Here is a 16,131-nt window from a genome sequence, read left to right on the forward strand (position 1 = left end):
TTTCTTGAGATATGCCGCAATGGTCCTGTCGTTATGCTTGTCCGCACTGGACTATATTCGGCTAAAGCTATTGTTGCAGCATGGCAGCTTGCCGTATCATGAGTTTGTTTTGCTTGATGATTTTGTGCAGTTCCAGGTGGCAACGGTATTGCAGCGGCTGTCATATTGGCCTTCATGGTGGAGGGTGTACAGATGTATGCCTTTTGTAAAGATAACAGGAAAATGCATGGACGGAAAGTTTCTATGTTTTGTTTGGTCTTGTCTGGTGATGATATCTTTTGCCCGGTACATGCCATAAACTTGGCAGGCATATCGCAGACATGCAGATAAATTGTTGCAGGAAAACGCCTTTGTAACGATATTTTATTATCATTTTAATATGTAATACAGCGGCAATGTTGGATAATAGTTATATTTTTGCAAAATAAATTAATATAAGTGTTATTGCTGTTGCAGCGCCGGCCGTATGCCGTATTTGCCGCAGTGCCGGCCATGATGCATGCAACAGGGACATGAAAACGGACAAACAATAATCAAAGAAGTAGGAGTTATGGCCAAGAACAAAAAGGAGAAACGTTATGTTGAGCGTGATGTAAGCTGGATGTATTTTAACCATCGCATACTTCAGGAGGCTCAGAAGGAAAACATACCATTGCTTGAAAGACTCTCATTTTTGGGTATTTATTCTAACAACCTCGACGAGTTTTTCCGTGTACGTATGGCTTCGCTCAGCCGTCTGCTTGAGTCTGACAATAAGGAAGTGCGCAGACAGCACGACACGATATGCAAGACCATGGCGAAGATAAACAAGCTCAACTCTGCCTACAGCCAGGAGTACACCTTGGCTATAGACCATGTGTTCGACTGCCTGGAGAAGCATAACATAAGAATGCTTGACGAGACGCAGCTGAACGATGAGCAGAAAAGATTTCTGACAAACTTCTTTCACGAGCGCCTTAACGGCTACACAAACCCTATATGGTATTCGGAGATAGGCGAGATAGGGCAGCTTGAGGACAACCGTATTTATCTTCTTGTCAGAAAGACCGACATAACGAGCGGTTCGTCGCGCCCGAAGAGCAGTCTGGCCATAATAAAGGTGCCCGACAGGGAGAACGGACGCTTTATCAAGTTGCCGTCGTCGGACGGCTTCGACAATATAATGTATCTCGACGATGTAGTTAGATACTGCCTTCCGCTGATATTCATCGGCTTCAAGCCGGCCGTATTTGAGTCATATTCGTTTAAGTTTACAAAGGATGCCGAGATGGAGATGGACAACGACTCCGACTACGGCGTGCTTGAGAAAATTGCCAAGGGCGTGAGCAGCCGCAGGCACGGCGAGCCCGTGAGACTTATCTATGACAAGAGCATGCCCAAGGAGATGAAGAAGAAACTGATGAGCAAGCTCAACGTGAGCAAGCTCGATGTGTCTTTGGGCAGCAGCCGTTATCAGAACCACAAAGATCTGATGGGATTCCCCGACTGCGGCCACGACGAACTGAAATATCCGAAGTGGGCTCACGTGATGAAGCCTGAATTCCTTGCTCAGGAGAGCATTCTTGACCAGATACGCCGCAAGGACCTCTTCATCCATGTGCCGTATCACTCGTTCGACGGGTATATCCGTCTGCTGCGTGAGGCTGCGCTGAAGCCGGAGGTTAAGACGATAAAGACCACATTGTACCGACTGGCCAAAGACTCAAAGGTGGTTAAGGCACTGATATGCGCCGCACGCAATGGCAAGAAGGTTACGGCCGTGGTTGAGCTTCTTGCCCGTTTCGACGAGGAGAGCAACATACGCTGGAGCAAGCGCATGCAGGAAGAAGGCATAAACGTGATATATGGCGTGGAGGGACTTAAGGTTCACTCTAAACTGCTCTATATAGAGTCGACCAAAGGCAGCATTGCCTGTGTGGGTACGGGCAACTTCCATGAAGGCAACGCCAAGGTGTACACCGACTATCTGATGATGACGGCGCGCAAGAGTATTGTGGCTGAGGTTAAGAAGGTGTTCGACTTTATCGACCGCCCGTTCTCGCAGTTCAGGTTCAGAGAGCTTATGGTGTCGCCAAACTCGATGAAGACAAGGATAATAAGTCTTATCGACAAGGAGATAAAGAATGCACGCTCGGGCCGCGAGGCATGGATAAAGATGAAGATAAACCATATAACCGAGCCGGACGTTGTAGAGAAACTTTATGCCGCCTCGAAGGCCGGCGTGAAGATAGACATCGTGCTCAGGGGCAACTGCTCGCTCGTAACAAGCCGTCAGGGACTTTGCGGCAACATACATGCCGTTGGTATAATAGACCGCTATCTGGAGCATTCGCGCATACTGATATTCGGCAATGCCGGCAATCCGAAGTTCTTTATCGGCAGTGCCGACTGGATGCCGCGCAACCTGCTCAACCGCATCGAGGTGATGGCTCCGGTTTATGACGAGGACATGAAGAAAGACCTTATGCGCACAGTTGACTACGGACTGCGCGACACCACCAACGGACGCATCGTGGACGGCAGCGGAGCCAACGTGATACAGGAGGTTGAAGACGGTCGTCCGTTCCGCTCGCAGGAGGAGCTTTACAACGCATATATGGCTGAAGCCAGGGCTGCCGGTCAGGACGAATGATTTCGGTCTGTTTCCAAAAGGTGGCATTTTGGCCTGTAAAAGGTGCCCTTTCGTCATGTAAAAGACGGCCTTTTGCAGTCTAAAACATGATCTTTTGTGTTATGACTTATAACGGCCTGTGTGTCAATGTGTTACACGACACATGGCTTGCCGTGTGAAATGATGATTTGATAAACAGTTTTAAAATTAAAAACAGATATGAGATTAGCAGCTATTGATATAGGTTCTAACGGAGCGCGACTGCTCATAAAGAACTTCAGAACAACCGAAGACGGCACGCAGCAGATATCACGCGTGATGTATATGCGTGTGCCCCTGCGCCTGGGTTCAGACGTATTTACGCTCGGCAAGATTTCTAAGGAGCGTATGCTCATGATGAAGCACATGCTCAAGGCTTTCAAGCAGATAATGAAACTCAACCAGGTTGACGACTACAGGGCATGCGCCACATCGGCCATGCGTGACGCCGAGAACGGCAAGAAGGTGCTCAACAAGCTCCGCAAGTCAACAGGCATAGACATAGAGATTATCAACGGCAGGGAAGAGGCGCGACTGCTGTGCAACAACATCGTTGAGAACATCGGCAGCGCAAAGGGCAACTATGCCTATATCGACGTAGGCGGAGGCAGCACTGAGATTTCTCTGCTTCACGACGGTGCGCTCACTCACAGCCAGTCGTACAACATCGGTACGCTGAGAATGTTGGGTGGCATGGTGTCGAAGGAGACCGTCGAGAAGATGAAGGCCGACCTGAAAAGATTTGCCAAGGACATGCCCGACATAAGGATAATAGGTTCGGGCGGAAACATAAACAAGCTGTTCAAGCTTACACATGCAAAGCGCGAAAACAGATATGTTACGGTTGATGAGATAAAAGACCTTTACTCTAAGCTGAAGGTGCTAAGTGTAGAGGAGCGCATAGAGCAGTATGGGCTCAAGGTAGACCGTGCAGACGTTATCATTCCTGCAGCCGAGATATTCATCACGGCGGCCGAGGCTCTTGGCTGCGACTCAGTGCAGGTGCCTAACATAAGCCTTGCCGACAGCATTGTAGACGGATTTTACCGCGACAAGTATTCAGCCTGCGACATCAAGCCTGAGCAAAGCGACGCTGATGAGGTAGGCGATGATGAAGACTGATGCTTCTGTGCAGCATCGTTGATGCGGCTTAAAAGAAGGTACAGAAATATATTCAGCATGACATTTTGTCTTGTAATTCAGACAAAATGTCATGCTTTTTTATGCTGGTACGTAAGTTGTAATATATCTTAGTGAGAGCCGACAACAAGATTTGAAGCTCATCACAGAACAGAAATAAAAAAACAATTAAAAATAGGAGAATATAATTATGATACCAGTTAATCGCAAGAATTCATGGTTACCCGACGTGTTTAACGATTTCTTTGACACAGACTTCATGCCTAAGGCCAATGCCACTGCTCCGGCAATAAACGTAAAAGAGAGCGAAATAGATTATGAGGTTGAGGTTGCTGCGCCGGGAATGACGAAGGAAGACTTCAATGTTCATCTTAACCAGGACGGCGATTTGTCAATAAAGATGGAGAGCAAGAAGAACAATGCTGAGGAGGAGAAAAAAGGCTCACTATCTGCGTCGTGAATTTGCCTACAGCAAGTTTGAGCAGACACTGATACTGCCCGACGATGTTGACAAGGAGAAGATATCAGCCAAAGTAAGCGACGGCGTGCTTACGGTTGTGCTTCCTAAGATACGCAAAGAGGAAAAGAATGTTGTGCGCCAGATTGTTGTAGGATAACAGTTCGGCAGTCTGAAAGCAGACGGTAACTTTAATTGATAATATAAATTATACTTTGTTGGTAAGCCGTGGAACAGCGTTCCATGGCTTATCAACAAAGTTTTTTATATCAGATGCTTGTCAGTGCCCTGTGTGGTCCTTGTCTTATGTCGGGCTGATTATTGTCTTTTACCTTATTTACGCCCACGCTATATTAGTTGAGGATATGGCGGAAGTTCGCCCGGCGTAAGGTGAATGGCGGGCTTGATGCTGATTACCTATTGATGTTAAAGTCTGAGACTATAGGGTAAGGCAGGCTTTATTCGAACATTTCTTTCCATCGGCAGAACCTTTTCAGGCCTTCTTCGCCGTGTTTCGCAACGCTCTTTTCTGCCTGCTCGATGGTCTTTTCGCGGTCGAGCCGTGTCTTCGAGAAGAATTTGTCGGCATAGCATATCACCTGTTCTTCGAGCGTCTCGGGCAGCAGGTCGGTATGCGGCAGCGGAAGGTTGCGGCTTACAATCTCCTGAAGCGACAGTCCTGCGCCTGTATGCCGTTCGCATACGCGTGCATGGCGCGGCATTCCTTCGGCCTTGAGCATCTCGGCTCCGAGCACTCCGTGGCGTATATAGGGCTCATGGCCGTAGCATTTTATGTCGGGAGCGTCGGTCTTTATCACTCCTATGTCATGCAGCATGGCAGCTTCCTCAATGAAGTTGAGGTCAAGATTCAGTTCGGGATGCCTGTCCGCTATGTCGAGAGCCTTGCGGGCTACGGCGCTGCTGTGGCGCAGAAGGATGTCTTTCAGCTCTGCATTGTCAGAATAATACTTGTCGATAATTTGTCTCCAGTTCATTTTTTAAGTAGGATTAATTGTTTGGGTGCACGTCCGTTTTTCTTTATGTATATATTTAATAAAGCTTAAACTCGGCTCGGTCGTCAGTCGGCATATGGTTTTATCTGTTTTGTTTATTCATGCTTTCATCCGGCTTTTTGTTTTCTATGGTTGTCTTTTCGTGTGTCTTTTCTTCGCATAGCCATCCATGCCTGCGATAGATCAAACGAAAATCAGCCCAATATAAAGCAAAAAAACCGGCTGAATTCTAACGCCCGGTTCGGGCTAAAAACGGCCGGCATACAGTGGTTTCATTTATGATATTGTTGCCATAAGCCGGTTCGTCAATATTGGCAAGCCGGCCGTATGGCAACAATTAGCTATGGCATCCCGGGCGTAGGGCTGTTCCGTCGGCCCGGGAATATGTTCGGATTAAGAATTGATCCAGTCTCTTTCAATATATGCAATCACATCACCGCGGTTGACTCTTGAACCCTGGCGTGCAGCTATTTCAACCAGCTTGCCTCCGAGTGCAGCCGGTACCGGTTCAAACTGGCCCCATGGTGTCTGTATGTAGCAGAATGTTTCGCCTTCCTTGTAGTGCTGTCCGATGTACGGCTCAAGGCAAGGAACACACTCGCTGCTGCCTTCGAAGTCGAAGAACACCTGTCCCTTGAATGGAGACACGATGGCGTCTGCCTTTGCGTGCTTGAATGCTGACACTTCTTCCGGTGTGAGTTTTGCGCCGAGTTTCGCATCCTTTGCCTTCTGCAGGTCGGCCAGCATACGCTTCTTTGCCATTCCGCTCTTGTAGTCGCGATACTGTTCGGGGTGCATAGCCAGCTCGAACAGTTCCTCGTCGTCCTGTCCGAAGTCCCAGTTGTTGTCCTGCATCTCCTTCTTGAAGCCTTCGAGAGCGTCAGGTATAAGTGTGTGCGGGTCAGCATCAGTAAACTGACGTCCCTGCTTCTCAGCCAGCTCTACGAGTTCCTGGTCTATTGTTCCAGGTATCTTTCCGCTCTTGCCGAGAATCATTCCCCACATAGAGTCGTCCATCATTACGAAGCGGCCCTTGCCCTGTGCCATGGTGAGCAGGTTGAGCAGTGCGATGTTCTTGACATATTGTGAGAACGGAGTTACGAGTGGTGGGTAACCTACGCGCGGCCATACATATGCCACTTCGTCGAACAGTTTCACCAGCATCTCGTCTGTTGTGAGTTCCGGCTGTCCCTTGCTCTTCAGTGTAGAGTTGATTGAACGGTGTATTCCGGCGAGGTCGGCCATCATACTTCCCATCATACCGCCCGGCAGACCGCATCCGAGGAGCAGTGAGCTCATGTGCTTGTTGCCCGGGTTGATGAAGTAGCCCAGCCAGTCGTCGATAAACTCCTGTGTGAGGGTGCGGGCGCGCATGTATGCGTTCATGTCGATGTCGGCAACCTCGAAGCCTTCGTTCTTCAGCATGCTCTGAACAGAGATGATGTCCGGATGAACCTTACCCCATGACAGCGGCTCGATGGCTGTATCGATAACGTCGGCACCATTGTTGCACACTTCGAGGATAGAAGCCATTGAGAGGCCCGGTCCTGAGTGGCCGTGATACTGTATGATGACGTCTGGATGCTTGTCCTTAATAGCCTTTGTAAGCTTGCCGAGCATAGCCGGCTGACCTATACCGGCCATATCCTTAAGACAGATTTCGGTAGCACCGGCAGCTATCACCTGGTCGGCGATGTTGCTGTAATATTCAACTGTATGGATTGGTGATGTTGTTATACAAAGAGTAGCCTGAGGAGTCATGCCGGCCTCAAGCGCCCATTTAATGCTGGGGATGATGTTGCGGACATCGTTAAGACCGCAGAATATGCGGGGGATGTCAACGCCCTGGGCGTGCTTAACCTTATACATGAGTCTGCGAACGTCGTCGGGCACGGGATACATGCGTAGGGCATTGAGTCCTCTGTCGAGCATGTGTGTCTTAATGCCAACTTCATTAAACGGTTTACAGAATGCCCTCACTGCCTCATTAGGATTCTCGCCGGCGAGCAGGTTAACTTGCTCGAAGGCTCCTCCGTTGGTTTCAACGCGGGAGAAACATCCCATATCGATGATTGCCGGAGCAACGCGCTCCAACTGGTCCTTACGTGGCTGGAACTTACCTGAAGACTGCCACATGTCGCGATAAACGAGACTGAATTGGATTTTCTTTTTCATTATTATTAGATCTTTTATTGTGTGTGGCCTGATTTTGTCCGGCACACATGTTCATTTATGCAAAAATAGGTATTTTTTCTAAATCTAAAAGTTTTTATGACAAAATAATATGGTTTGAGACGAATATTTATTTGTTTTTTATAGTCTTATGAACATTTTATCATATTTTTTGTGCTGATTTGCTAAATACATATAGCAAAATACATGATAAAGTGTCTAAAATTCACTTGTAGGATAGCAAATAGACAAGTTTCTATTTGTAACTAACAAACCTTAACGTGCCTGTGGAAATTAATTTTACAAACTGATTCAGCCCGCTTTGCCTGTATTTGTCTTGCTTGGCTTGCAGTTTTGTAGCTTTAGTCGGGGAGATTGAGGGCGGTGGTGATGTTTAACCATAATTCTGATGACCGTTTTTTGGGGGTAGCCGGAGTCGACTTTAATCTGGAAAAGGGCTCTTTGAAGTCAACCATATTTAGGAAAGGGCAGGGAGGAGGAATAAGCAAAAAAGTTTTCTTTAGAAACTCATCACTCGTCACATTGCCATGTAAAGTGTTGGCTTACAGAGTGTTGAGGCGTGATGAGTTTACGGACCAACTCATCACATCGTGCCCTGCGGCCTTCGGGCGTGATGAGTTTCGCAGGCAACTCGTCACACTGTAACATACTGTCACACAGCGGGTTGTGCCGCTTTGTGATGAGTGATGAGTTTTTAAGAAAAAACTTTGTGATTTTATCTTTGTTGTCCTGTATATGCGAAAGCATGCCTGTTTAATTTCATAATGCAGCGTTTCGGTGTGTAAACTGCCGCGAATTAAAATGTGAAAGGCTATCTTTTATCATGCGAAAGGCCATGTCTTGGCATGCAAAAAGGCATGTTTCATGTTGCAGAAGCATGCCTTTTGTCTTGTGTATTTCCGTGTCTTGCGGTGTCTGTTAATTATGAATTATTAATTATGAGCTATAAAAATGCCTGCAAAAAACTGACCGAAATCCGCTCAATATAAAGCAAAAATAGCGACCGAATTACAATGACTGATTTTTGTTAAACCGGTTTTCCCATGCAGTCCCGTTTTGTCAGAACTGGAAGCCAAGGTTTACGTAGAAGTAAGGCTCCTCCGTGCGGCTTGAGTATCCGAGCGACGCGCCTATCGGGCCGAACATGCTGTTGTAGTAATATGCTATCTCGCATCCTGTCATCGGCCCCTTCTCGAAGAGGTTGCGTAGCTTGTCGCCACGCTGTCCGAACGACAGGCGGCCTATGATGTAGTTGTTGTCCATGATGCGCTGCTGCGCCATGAGCTGTGCCGTTAGCAGCATGTTGTCAACAAACTCTATGTGGCCGATGCCAGCGAAGGGCTGCTGCTGTTCGAGATACATTCCGGGGTGCATGCCGCCTATGGAGTTGCGCATGATTAGCGGAATGTCGTTGCCGATAAGGAAGCGTCCGCTTACCATGGGCTGCAGCACGAAACGGCTGTTGAGCGGGAACGACATGCGCCACATGAAGTCGGCCACGCTCAGTCCGGGTTCATCTCCGTGGCTTATGAAGTTGTCTGTGTAGTAGCCGTATCCGGCATTGAAGCGTGCGCCGCGCGTGGTGAAGAACCAGCGGTCTTCCGAGTTGTAGTTCATCCTGAAGATGTAGCTGTAGAAGTGGACATTGTCGAGAGTCTCATATTCAGACGACGGACCCGACAGCATGTCGTGAAAGTCGTAGAAGTCCATCTTCACGTTTACGTCTACCGAGAAGTTGCGTATGTTGAAGCTGAGCAGCTGCAGGTTGACAGAGTGCTGGTTGTAAGTGAAGTTGTAGTCGCGCTTGCCGCCCTCATAGATGTTTGTGTCGTCGTGCCTGAATACATACGAGAGGCCTATCTTTCCGTAGTGCAGCGGATTGATCTGTGCGTCTAGCCTTGCCATCATTCGCTTGCCCAGGCGGCCCGTAAGCTCCATTATCACAGGTATGCGGGCCTTTATCTGGTGAGACACATTGGCCTGCAGGGCCACCATCTCCTCTGTGTCGAATCTCACTCCGAGGTTTACCCTGCTTGTGCGCTTGTCGTCTGCCGATATTCTCAGCACGTATCCTTTGCCGCTCTTGTTGAGCGTATAGCCCGGGTTGGTGTATAGAAAGTTTACGCCGAGGGCTGTGATAGCCTCTTCGATGCGTTTCACCGAAACGCTGTCGCCTTTGTTGAGCCTGTATTTCGACATGATATAGTTGCGGTCGGAAGCCACAATGCGGTCGAAGCATACGGAGTCTATCTTGAACGTAAGTTCCGAACTTGTCGGCACAGGGCGCGAGGCACGTGCCGCGTGGATGTAGCCTTCTGAGGCAAGGCGCTGCTGCAGTGCCACAATCTTTTCCCACTGCTGCATGGCTGCCTCTTCGCCGCGTGCTATCAGCGTGTCGATGGCTGCCCGCGTAAAGCTTGCCGAAGAGTAGCCCTTTACGTTCACCTTGATAGGAATGTCGGTCATAGCCCAGTTTTCGTCAAACTTGTTCTTGCAGTTGATGTCCACGATCTGCATCAGTATGGCGGGGCCGCTTTGCAGCTCTGCCGCCGTGCGGTTGTCGCTCTGCACCGACACACCTATTATTATATCCGCCCCCATGCGCTTGGCTATGTCGGCCGGATAGTTGTTGCGCAGGCCTCCGTCTACGAGCACCATCGAGTCTTTGCGCACCGGGGTGAACACGCCCGGTATGGCCATGCTTGCCCGCATGGCTGTCGAGAGATGCCCGCCGTACATGTCGTATTCGGTGTTGTCCACGATGTTTGTTGCCACACAGGCAAACGGTATGGGCAGGTCGGCAAAGCTGATTGAGTCGTGATAGCCTACGGTGAGCCGTGTGAAGAGCTGCGACAGGTTGGTGCCGCTTATCAGTCCGCCTGCGGCGTTGCGTGCCTTGCGGGCTATGCTCAGCGGGCGCGACAGCAGATAGGTGTTCTGCTTCTCTCTTTCGGCCAGGCTCTGGTTGCTCACGTCCACCTTGTCAGACAGCAGTGTCTTCCAGTCCTGCACCTTTACGAGCGAGTCGAGTGTGGCAGCGTCGTAGCCTATTGAATACAAGCCGCCGATCAGGGCGCCCATCGACGTGCCCGTGATAATGTCTACAGGTATGCCCGCACGCTCCAGCACGCGCAGCACGCCTATGTGGGCCATGCCCTTTGCGCCGCCGCCGCTGAGCACCACAGCCACGCGGCTGCGGCACGAGTCTTGCACTTCTTCGGCATTAGCCGGAACAAAAAGTAATGCCGTCAGTATGACAGCTAGCAGGCGGAGTTTACTTTTCATGATGTTGTCTGGTTTGCAGGGCGGCCTTATGGCATGTGTCGCGGCTTAAGGTCAGCGTCCCATGTTGTGGTTAATGAAGCGGTGCTCGGCCATCTTCTCGTATTTAGTGCCGGGCTGTCCGTAGTTGGCATAGGGATATATGCTTATGCCTCCGCGCGGAGTGAAGTATCCCGTCACCTCTATATATTTAGGGCTCATCAGCCTGATGAGGTCCTTCATTATTATGTTCACGCAGTCTTCGTGGAAGTCGCCGTGGTTGCGGAAGCTGAACAGATACAGCTTCAGACTCTTGCTCTCAACCATGCGCTCGCCGGGGATATAGCTTATGCGTATCTCGGCAAAGTCGGGCTGACCCGTGATGGGGCACAGCGATGTGAACTCAGGGCAGTTGAACTGCACCCAGTAGTCGTTGCCCGGATGCTTGTTCTCAAACGTCTCGAGCACTTCAGGTGCATAGTCCATTCTGTAGGCGGTCTTTGCGCCGAGGGCCTTCAGTCCCTCGTCTTTTCTGTTGTCTTCAGTCATCATTGTAGATTAAATATTTTCCAAACGTTATAGTTTATTCCGTTGTCATACACGTCGGTGCCCTCATGCTCCTTGGTCTTCTTCACTACACGTATCGTTACGGGCAGCACAATGATTTCGTAGAGCGTCTTAAGCACCACCTGCGACACTATGAGCGACAGCATCTCGCCGGCAGGCACCACGCCCGACAGCGCAAGCGGGAAGAAGATCAGCGAGTCGGCACTTTCGCCGAACACTGTGCTCACCACGGCGCGCAGAGAGAAATGCTTGCCGTTGGACGATATCTTCATGCGGCTCATCACGTAGGCGTTGATGAACGAGCCGGCAAGGAAGGCCACAAACGAGGCGGCGGCAATGCGCGGGGCAAGGCCGAACACGGCATGGAAGCCCTCGTCGTTGTGCCAGTAAGGCGCGCCAGGAATGGCGTCGGCCAGCGCTCCGAACAGCACGAAGATGAAGTTCATGGCGAAGCCTGTCCATATAAGGAGCCTTGCCTTGCGGAATCCCCACACCTCACACACGCAGTCGTTGATAATGTAAGACACCGGAAACACGAGCAATCCGCCGGTGATGTTCACCGGTCCGATTGAAATCTGCTTTGTCTCTAACACGTTTGCCGTTATCAGGCAGACGCAGAAAAGTATGCTGAAAAGCATGAACAGCACACTTACTTGTTGCTTATCTGTTTTCATTTCCTTGTTTTTTAAGAGGTTTACCAAGCACTCTGTAAATAAATTGCGGCTGCAAAATTAATAAAAAAACTCAATAAGATAAGATTACACCTGTAATTATTTGCCCGATACCGATTAATTGATAACTTTGCATTTATGTTATTTATACGGGCCGTAAAAGGCCGGAGATATTTGGAAATAAACAAAGAAAACGTAAAAGGAATATGAAAAAACTATTGACAACAGCCCTGACGGTGATGGCAGCCATCTCGATGCAGGCGCAGGAGACTGCTTACAAGATTACGGGAACAGTGCCCGCAAGCGTATCGAAGGTTTATCTTTATGTGATGGGGCAGCGCGCAGCTTTAGACAGCGCAACGGTGAGCAACGGAAAGTTTGAGCTGAGCGGAAAGCAGAACCTTAACGAGATATTCATGCTGGACGCAAATAATGAGGGCATGGCATTCTTCAACGACGGAACACCTGTGGACATGAACCTGGTGAACTACACCATGGCCGGTTCTGACCTCAACAAAAAACTCTTTGAGTGCAGCCTGCCGCTGAAAAAGTATGACGCTGCAACAAGCGAGATATATGCCGAGTATGAGAAGGTGGCGAGAGACAACAGCGAAGCCGGCAAGGCAAAGGCTAAGGCTCTGGCAGAGCGCTTCAACGTGGTGAGAGACTCTATGCTCAACGACATGCTGAACATAATAAAGACAAACAAGGACAACCTTATACCGGCCGTTTATCTGAGTCAGATTTACACCGCGCTCGACTATAACGAGCTGAAAGACCTGCTAAGTCCGTCGGCTCCTTACTATAACCATCCTGCCTTGGCCCGCGTCAAGCAGCAGCTTGCTGCCTTCGAGAAGCGCATGCCCGGCAAGATGTTCACAGACCTGACGATGAACGACACCGAAGGCAAGCAGCGCAAGCTGAGCGAGTGGTGCGGCAAGGGCAACTATGTGCTCGTTGACTTCTGGGCAAGCTGGTGCGGACCGTGCCGTCAGGAGATGCCAAACGTAGTGGCAAACTATGAGAAATATCATGCCAAGGGCTTCGAGGTAGTGGGCGTTTCGTTCGACAACAGCGCCGAGGCATGGAAGTCTGCCATTAAGAGCATCGGCATGAAGTGGCCCAACATCAGCGACCTGAAGGGCTGGAAGTGTGCCGCAGCTCCCCTCTACGGCATCAACGCCATACCGGCCAACGTGCTGCTCGACGGCGAGGGCAAGATTGTTGCCACAGACCTAAGGGGCGAGGATCTCGGCGAGAAGCTCAAAGATATTTACGGATTCTAAATAGGCATGGCGCCGGCATGGCGCTGCCTGAGAGGCATCTCAGATATTATAATGTATATGGTGCTGTGCGCCATATCCGTAAAAAAGCTGACGGACAGGCTTATTGCTGATTTACGGCAATGCTGCTGCCCGTCAGTTTTGTTTTTGTTGCGTATGCCTTATTGCCTTGTTGCCTGTCGGCAGGCATTTGTATATCTGCCGCAGTGACTTCGTTTGTGTCTGACATGCCTTCACGCATTATTCCGCAGGCACATCTTTAGGTATAAGGCCGTGCTGCGTGCATACTTCGGCAATAGTCTTGATGACGGTAAAAAGTAATGACAAAATTATTTTCCGTTACAGAAAAACAAAGTGTAACGTATGTTAATAGAATCTCGTCTAAATCTCGCTTTGTTGGCTTTTATTAACAAAAGACCATCATTGAAGGTCGTAAATCAATGTTTTTCATCATCTAAAAGCATGCTTTTTGCATGCAGAAAGGCTGTATTTCGGCACATAAAAGGCCGTCTTTCAGGCTGAAATCGGTCATTTTTAGTCTTCTGATACTTTTGATCTTGACTTGAAAAATGTATAACTACTTGATTTGTTGTATGTTATATGTAAGACTTGATTTTGTCCTGTTTTTCTGACGAATGCCGTATTTATTTCGGGCATGGCAATTCAGAGAGCGTTAAACGGACGAAAATTGCGAATAATATTTACATTCTGCCGTCGACAGGCATATCAGTGTTCGGTGTGCTTAGGTTGGCTCCGTGGCGGCATGGTGGCCCACACACGGCTTAGTGGCATGCCGCCTTGTCCGTGCAGCCGCATGATGATGGCCGGCAGAGGGCATATATGCGGCGTGATATTATTACAAAAATTATAAATGAATGAAAAAACTATTGAAATGTGCTTGCTGCATAATTGGTTTTTTATTAAATTTGGAGCTGAAATTATTAAAACCTTAAACTATGGAATTACCATTCGCAGAATCTTGGAAAATCAAGATGGTTGAGCCTATACGCAAAAGCACACGCGAAGAACGCGAACAGTGGATTAAAGAGGCTCACTATAACGTGTTTCAACTGAAAGCCAACCAGGTGTATATCGACCTGCTCACCGACTCAGGCACAGGCGCAATGAGCGACCGCCAGTGGGCCGGAATAATGATGGGCGACGAGAGCTACGCCGGAGCCGACTCATTCTTCAAGCTGAAAGAGACGATACAGAGGCTCACGGGCTTTGAGTATGTAATACCTACACACCAGGGACGTGCCGCAGAGAACGTGCTGTTCTCTTATCTCGTACACGAAGGCGACATCGTGCCCGGCAACTCTCACTTCGACACTACAAAAGGACATATCGAGGGACGTAAGGCCATCGCGCTCGACTGCACCGTCGACGAGGCTAAGGACACTCAGCTCGAGGTGCCGTTCAAGGGCAACGTTGACCCCGTGAAGCTTGAGAACGCTCTCAAGGAGCACGGCGACCGCATACCGTTCATCATCGTAACCATAACCAACAACACAGCAGGAGGACAGCCCGTGTCAATGGAGAATCTGAGACAGGTGCGCGCCGTTGCCGACAAGTATGGCAAGCCCGTTGTGTTCGACTCTGCACGCTTCGCCGAGAATGCTTACTTCATCAAGACACGCGAGGAAGGATATGCCGACAAGACCATAAAGGAGATTACACGCGAGATGTTCGCTCTGGCAGACGGCATGACAATGAGCGCCAAGAAGGACGGACTCGTAAACATGGGCGGATTCATTGCCACACGCAAGCAGGAGTGGTATGAGGGCGCCAAGGGCTATTGTGTGCAATTTGAAGGCTATCTGACATACGGAGGTATGAACGGACGCGACATGAACGCACTGGCAATAGGTCTCGACGAGAATACAGAGTTTGACAACCTCGACACACGCATCCGTCAGGTGCAGCTGCTCGCACGCCTGCTCGACGAGTACGGCATTCCTTATCAGCGCCCGGCAGGCGGCCACGCCATCTTCGTTGACGCTCCAAAGGTGCTCACACATGTTCCGAAGGAGGAGTTCCCCGCACAGACACTTACCATAGAGCTTTATCTCGAGGCAGGTATCCGCGGATGCGAGATTGGTTATCTCTTGGCCGACCGCGACCCGGTTACTCGCGAAAACCGCTTCACAGGTCTCGACCTGCTGCGCCTTGCCATTCCGCGCCGCGTCTACACAGACAATCACATCGCTGTTATAGCTGCTGCGTTGAAGAACGTTTATGAGCGCAGGGCTGAGATTACACGCGGTGTAAGAATTGCGTGGGAAGCACCGCTCATGCGTCACTTCACCGTACAGCTCGAGAGACTGTAATATATACTTATAAAGTAGAAAACATAAAGGCCGTTTCGGCCTGACATACCAATTAGCCGACGGACAGATGCTCCGCATCCAGATTATGGCGCATGTCCGTCGGCTCTTGTTCTGTGCTGTTGCCTTCAGGTGCGTGCGTCTTGCCGTGCCGTGGGCTTGTTTCTGTCGCTTCATGTTGCCGCCGCCGTATATGCAAAGGCCATGTGCCGTTGCGGCAGTAGGTCTATAGTCGGTTATTAACTATTCCTTATTTTCAATAATTTATGTGGCAACAGACGCATAAATCGAAAAAATATATTACCTTTGCACTTGCTTCTTGCACAGACATGCGCACCTTTGGCGCATGCACAGCGTGTGGAAGCCGACAGCAATGGTCCCGTAGCTTAGCTGAATAGAGCGTCAGATTCCGGTTCTGAAGGTCTTGGGTTTGAATCCCAACGGGATCACATACGGCGGAAATCCTTGTAAGAAAAAGGGTTTCCGCTTATTTTTTATGACTAGACATTTGACTTTAGTTCCTCCTGTGGCACAGGAAACAACAAGGCTAATGTTCTGTCGGATATGCT

The 16,131-nt window shown here is 49.5% G+C and carries 9 protein-coding genes, 1 tRNA gene and 1 pseudogene; 6 read left to right on the forward strand and 5 right to left on the reverse strand.

Annotation, left to right across the window (positions count from 1 at the left end; all coding sequences use genetic code 11):
- Positions 1-550: 550 nt before the first annotated feature.
- The 3 genes and pseudogenes from ACU52_RS12190 to ACU52_RS12200 all read left to right on the forward strand — a co-directional run bounded on the left by ACU52_RS12190 (position 551) and on the right by ACU52_RS12200 (position 4,407).
- Positions 551-2,632: an RNA degradosome polyphosphate kinase gene (locus ACU52_RS12190; protein WP_053398988.1), complete on the forward strand. Its 2,082-nt coding sequence runs from the start codon at positions 551-553 to the stop codon at positions 2,630-2,632.
- Positions 2,633-2,830: 198 nt separating this feature from the next.
- Positions 2,831-3,772, forward strand: coding sequence for a Ppx/GppA phosphatase family protein (locus tag ACU52_RS12195; RefSeq protein ID WP_053398980.1), 942 nt, complete (start codon positions 2,831-2,833; stop codon positions 3,770-3,772).
- A 208-nt stretch (positions 3,773-3,980) separates the two neighbouring features.
- A pseudogene (locus ACU52_RS12200) lies at positions 3,981-4,407 on the forward strand (Hsp20/alpha crystallin family protein).
- Positions 4,408-4,705: 298 nt separating this feature from the next.
- Here the strand turns inward: ACU52_RS12200 and ACU52_RS12205 are convergent.
- The 5 genes from ACU52_RS12205 to ACU52_RS12230 form a co-directional block, all read right to left on the reverse strand.
- Positions 4,706-5,242, reverse strand: coding sequence for an HDIG domain-containing metalloprotein (locus tag ACU52_RS12205; protein WP_053398981.1), 537 nt, complete (start codon positions 5,240-5,242; stop codon positions 4,706-4,708).
- A gap of 411 nt (positions 5,243-5,653) precedes the next feature.
- Positions 5,654-7,435, reverse strand: a complete 1,782-nt coding sequence (locus ACU52_RS12210; protein ID WP_021855025.1) for a pyruvate carboxylase subunit B — start codon at positions 7,433-7,435, stop codon at positions 5,654-5,656.
- Positions 7,436-8,512: 1,077 nt separating this feature from the next.
- Positions 8,513-10,738, reverse strand: a complete 2,226-nt coding sequence (locus ACU52_RS12220; RefSeq protein WP_053398983.1) for a patatin-like phospholipase family protein — start codon at positions 10,736-10,738, stop codon at positions 8,513-8,515.
- 51 nt (positions 10,739-10,789) lie between these two features.
- Positions 10,790-11,266 carry a preQ(1) synthase gene (queF, locus tag ACU52_RS12225; RefSeq protein ID WP_021855023.1) on the reverse strand — a complete coding sequence of 159 codons (477 nt, stop codon included), beginning with the start codon at positions 11,264-11,266 and terminating at the stop codon, positions 10,790-10,792.
- Positions 11,263-11,955, reverse strand: a complete 693-nt coding sequence (locus ACU52_RS12230; protein ID WP_053398989.1) for a queuosine precursor transporter — start codon at positions 11,953-11,955, stop codon at positions 11,263-11,265. The genes queF and ACU52_RS12230 overlap by 4 nt, the downstream gene beginning before the upstream one ends.
- Positions 11,956-12,158: 203 nt before the next feature.
- On the opposite strand from ACU52_RS12230, the gene ACU52_RS12235 reads away from it, so the two are divergent.
- The 3 genes from ACU52_RS12235 to ACU52_RS12245 all read left to right on the forward strand — a co-directional run bounded on the left by ACU52_RS12235 (position 12,159) and on the right by ACU52_RS12245 (position 16,011).
- A complete protein-coding gene (locus ACU52_RS12235) occupies positions 12,159-13,238 on the forward strand; it encodes a TlpA disulfide reductase family protein (RefSeq protein ID WP_082335281.1) in 1,080 nt (359 codons plus the stop codon).
- A gap of 953 nt (positions 13,239-14,191) precedes the next feature.
- A complete protein-coding gene (locus ACU52_RS12240) occupies positions 14,192-15,565 on the forward strand; it encodes a tryptophanase TnaA (RefSeq protein WP_021855020.1) in 1,374 nt (457 codons plus the stop codon).
- A gap of 372 nt (positions 15,566-15,937) precedes the next feature.
- A tRNA-Arg gene (locus ACU52_RS12245) sits at positions 15,938-16,011 on the forward strand.
- Positions 16,012-16,131: the final 120 nt, after the last annotated feature.

This window comes from Xylanibacter rarus, assembly GCF_001275135.1.
Taxonomy (GTDB): Bacteria; Bacteroidota; Bacteroidia; order Bacteroidales; family Bacteroidaceae; genus Prevotella; species Prevotella rara.

What these genes read in the sequence shown, in the direction of transcription:
- ACU52_RS12190 (WP_053398988.1), top strand. Translation starts at nt 551, where the DNA reads ATGGCCAAGAACAAAAAGGAGAAACGTTATGTTGAGCGTGATGTAAGC.
- ACU52_RS12195 (WP_053398980.1), top strand. Translation starts at nt 2,831, where the DNA reads ATGAGATTAGCAGCTATTGATATAGGTTCTAACGGAGCGCGACTGCTC.
- ACU52_RS12205 (WP_053398981.1), bottom strand. Translation starts at nt 5,242, where the DNA reads ATGAACTGGAGACAAATTATCGACAAGTATTATTCTGACAATGCAGAG.
- ACU52_RS12210 (WP_021855025.1), bottom strand. Translation starts at nt 7,435, where the DNA reads ATGAAAAAGAAAATCCAATTCAGTCTCGTTTATCGCGACATGTGGCAG.
- ACU52_RS12220 (WP_053398983.1), bottom strand. Translation starts at nt 10,738, where the DNA reads ATGAAAAGTAAACTCCGCCTGCTAGCTGTCATACTGACGGCATTACTT.
- queF (WP_021855023.1), bottom strand. Translation starts at nt 11,266, where the DNA reads ATGATGACTGAAGACAACAGAAAAGACGAGGGACTGAAGGCCCTCGGC.
- ACU52_RS12230 (WP_053398989.1), bottom strand. Translation starts at nt 11,955, where the DNA reads ATGAAAACAGATAAGCAACAAGTAAGTGTGCTGTTCATGCTTTTCAGC.
- ACU52_RS12235 (WP_082335281.1), top strand. Translation starts at nt 12,159, where the DNA reads ATGAAAAAACTATTGACAACAGCCCTGACGGTGATGGCAGCCATCTCG.
- ACU52_RS12240 (WP_021855020.1), top strand. Translation starts at nt 14,192, where the DNA reads ATGGAATTACCATTCGCAGAATCTTGGAAAATCAAGATGGTTGAGCCT.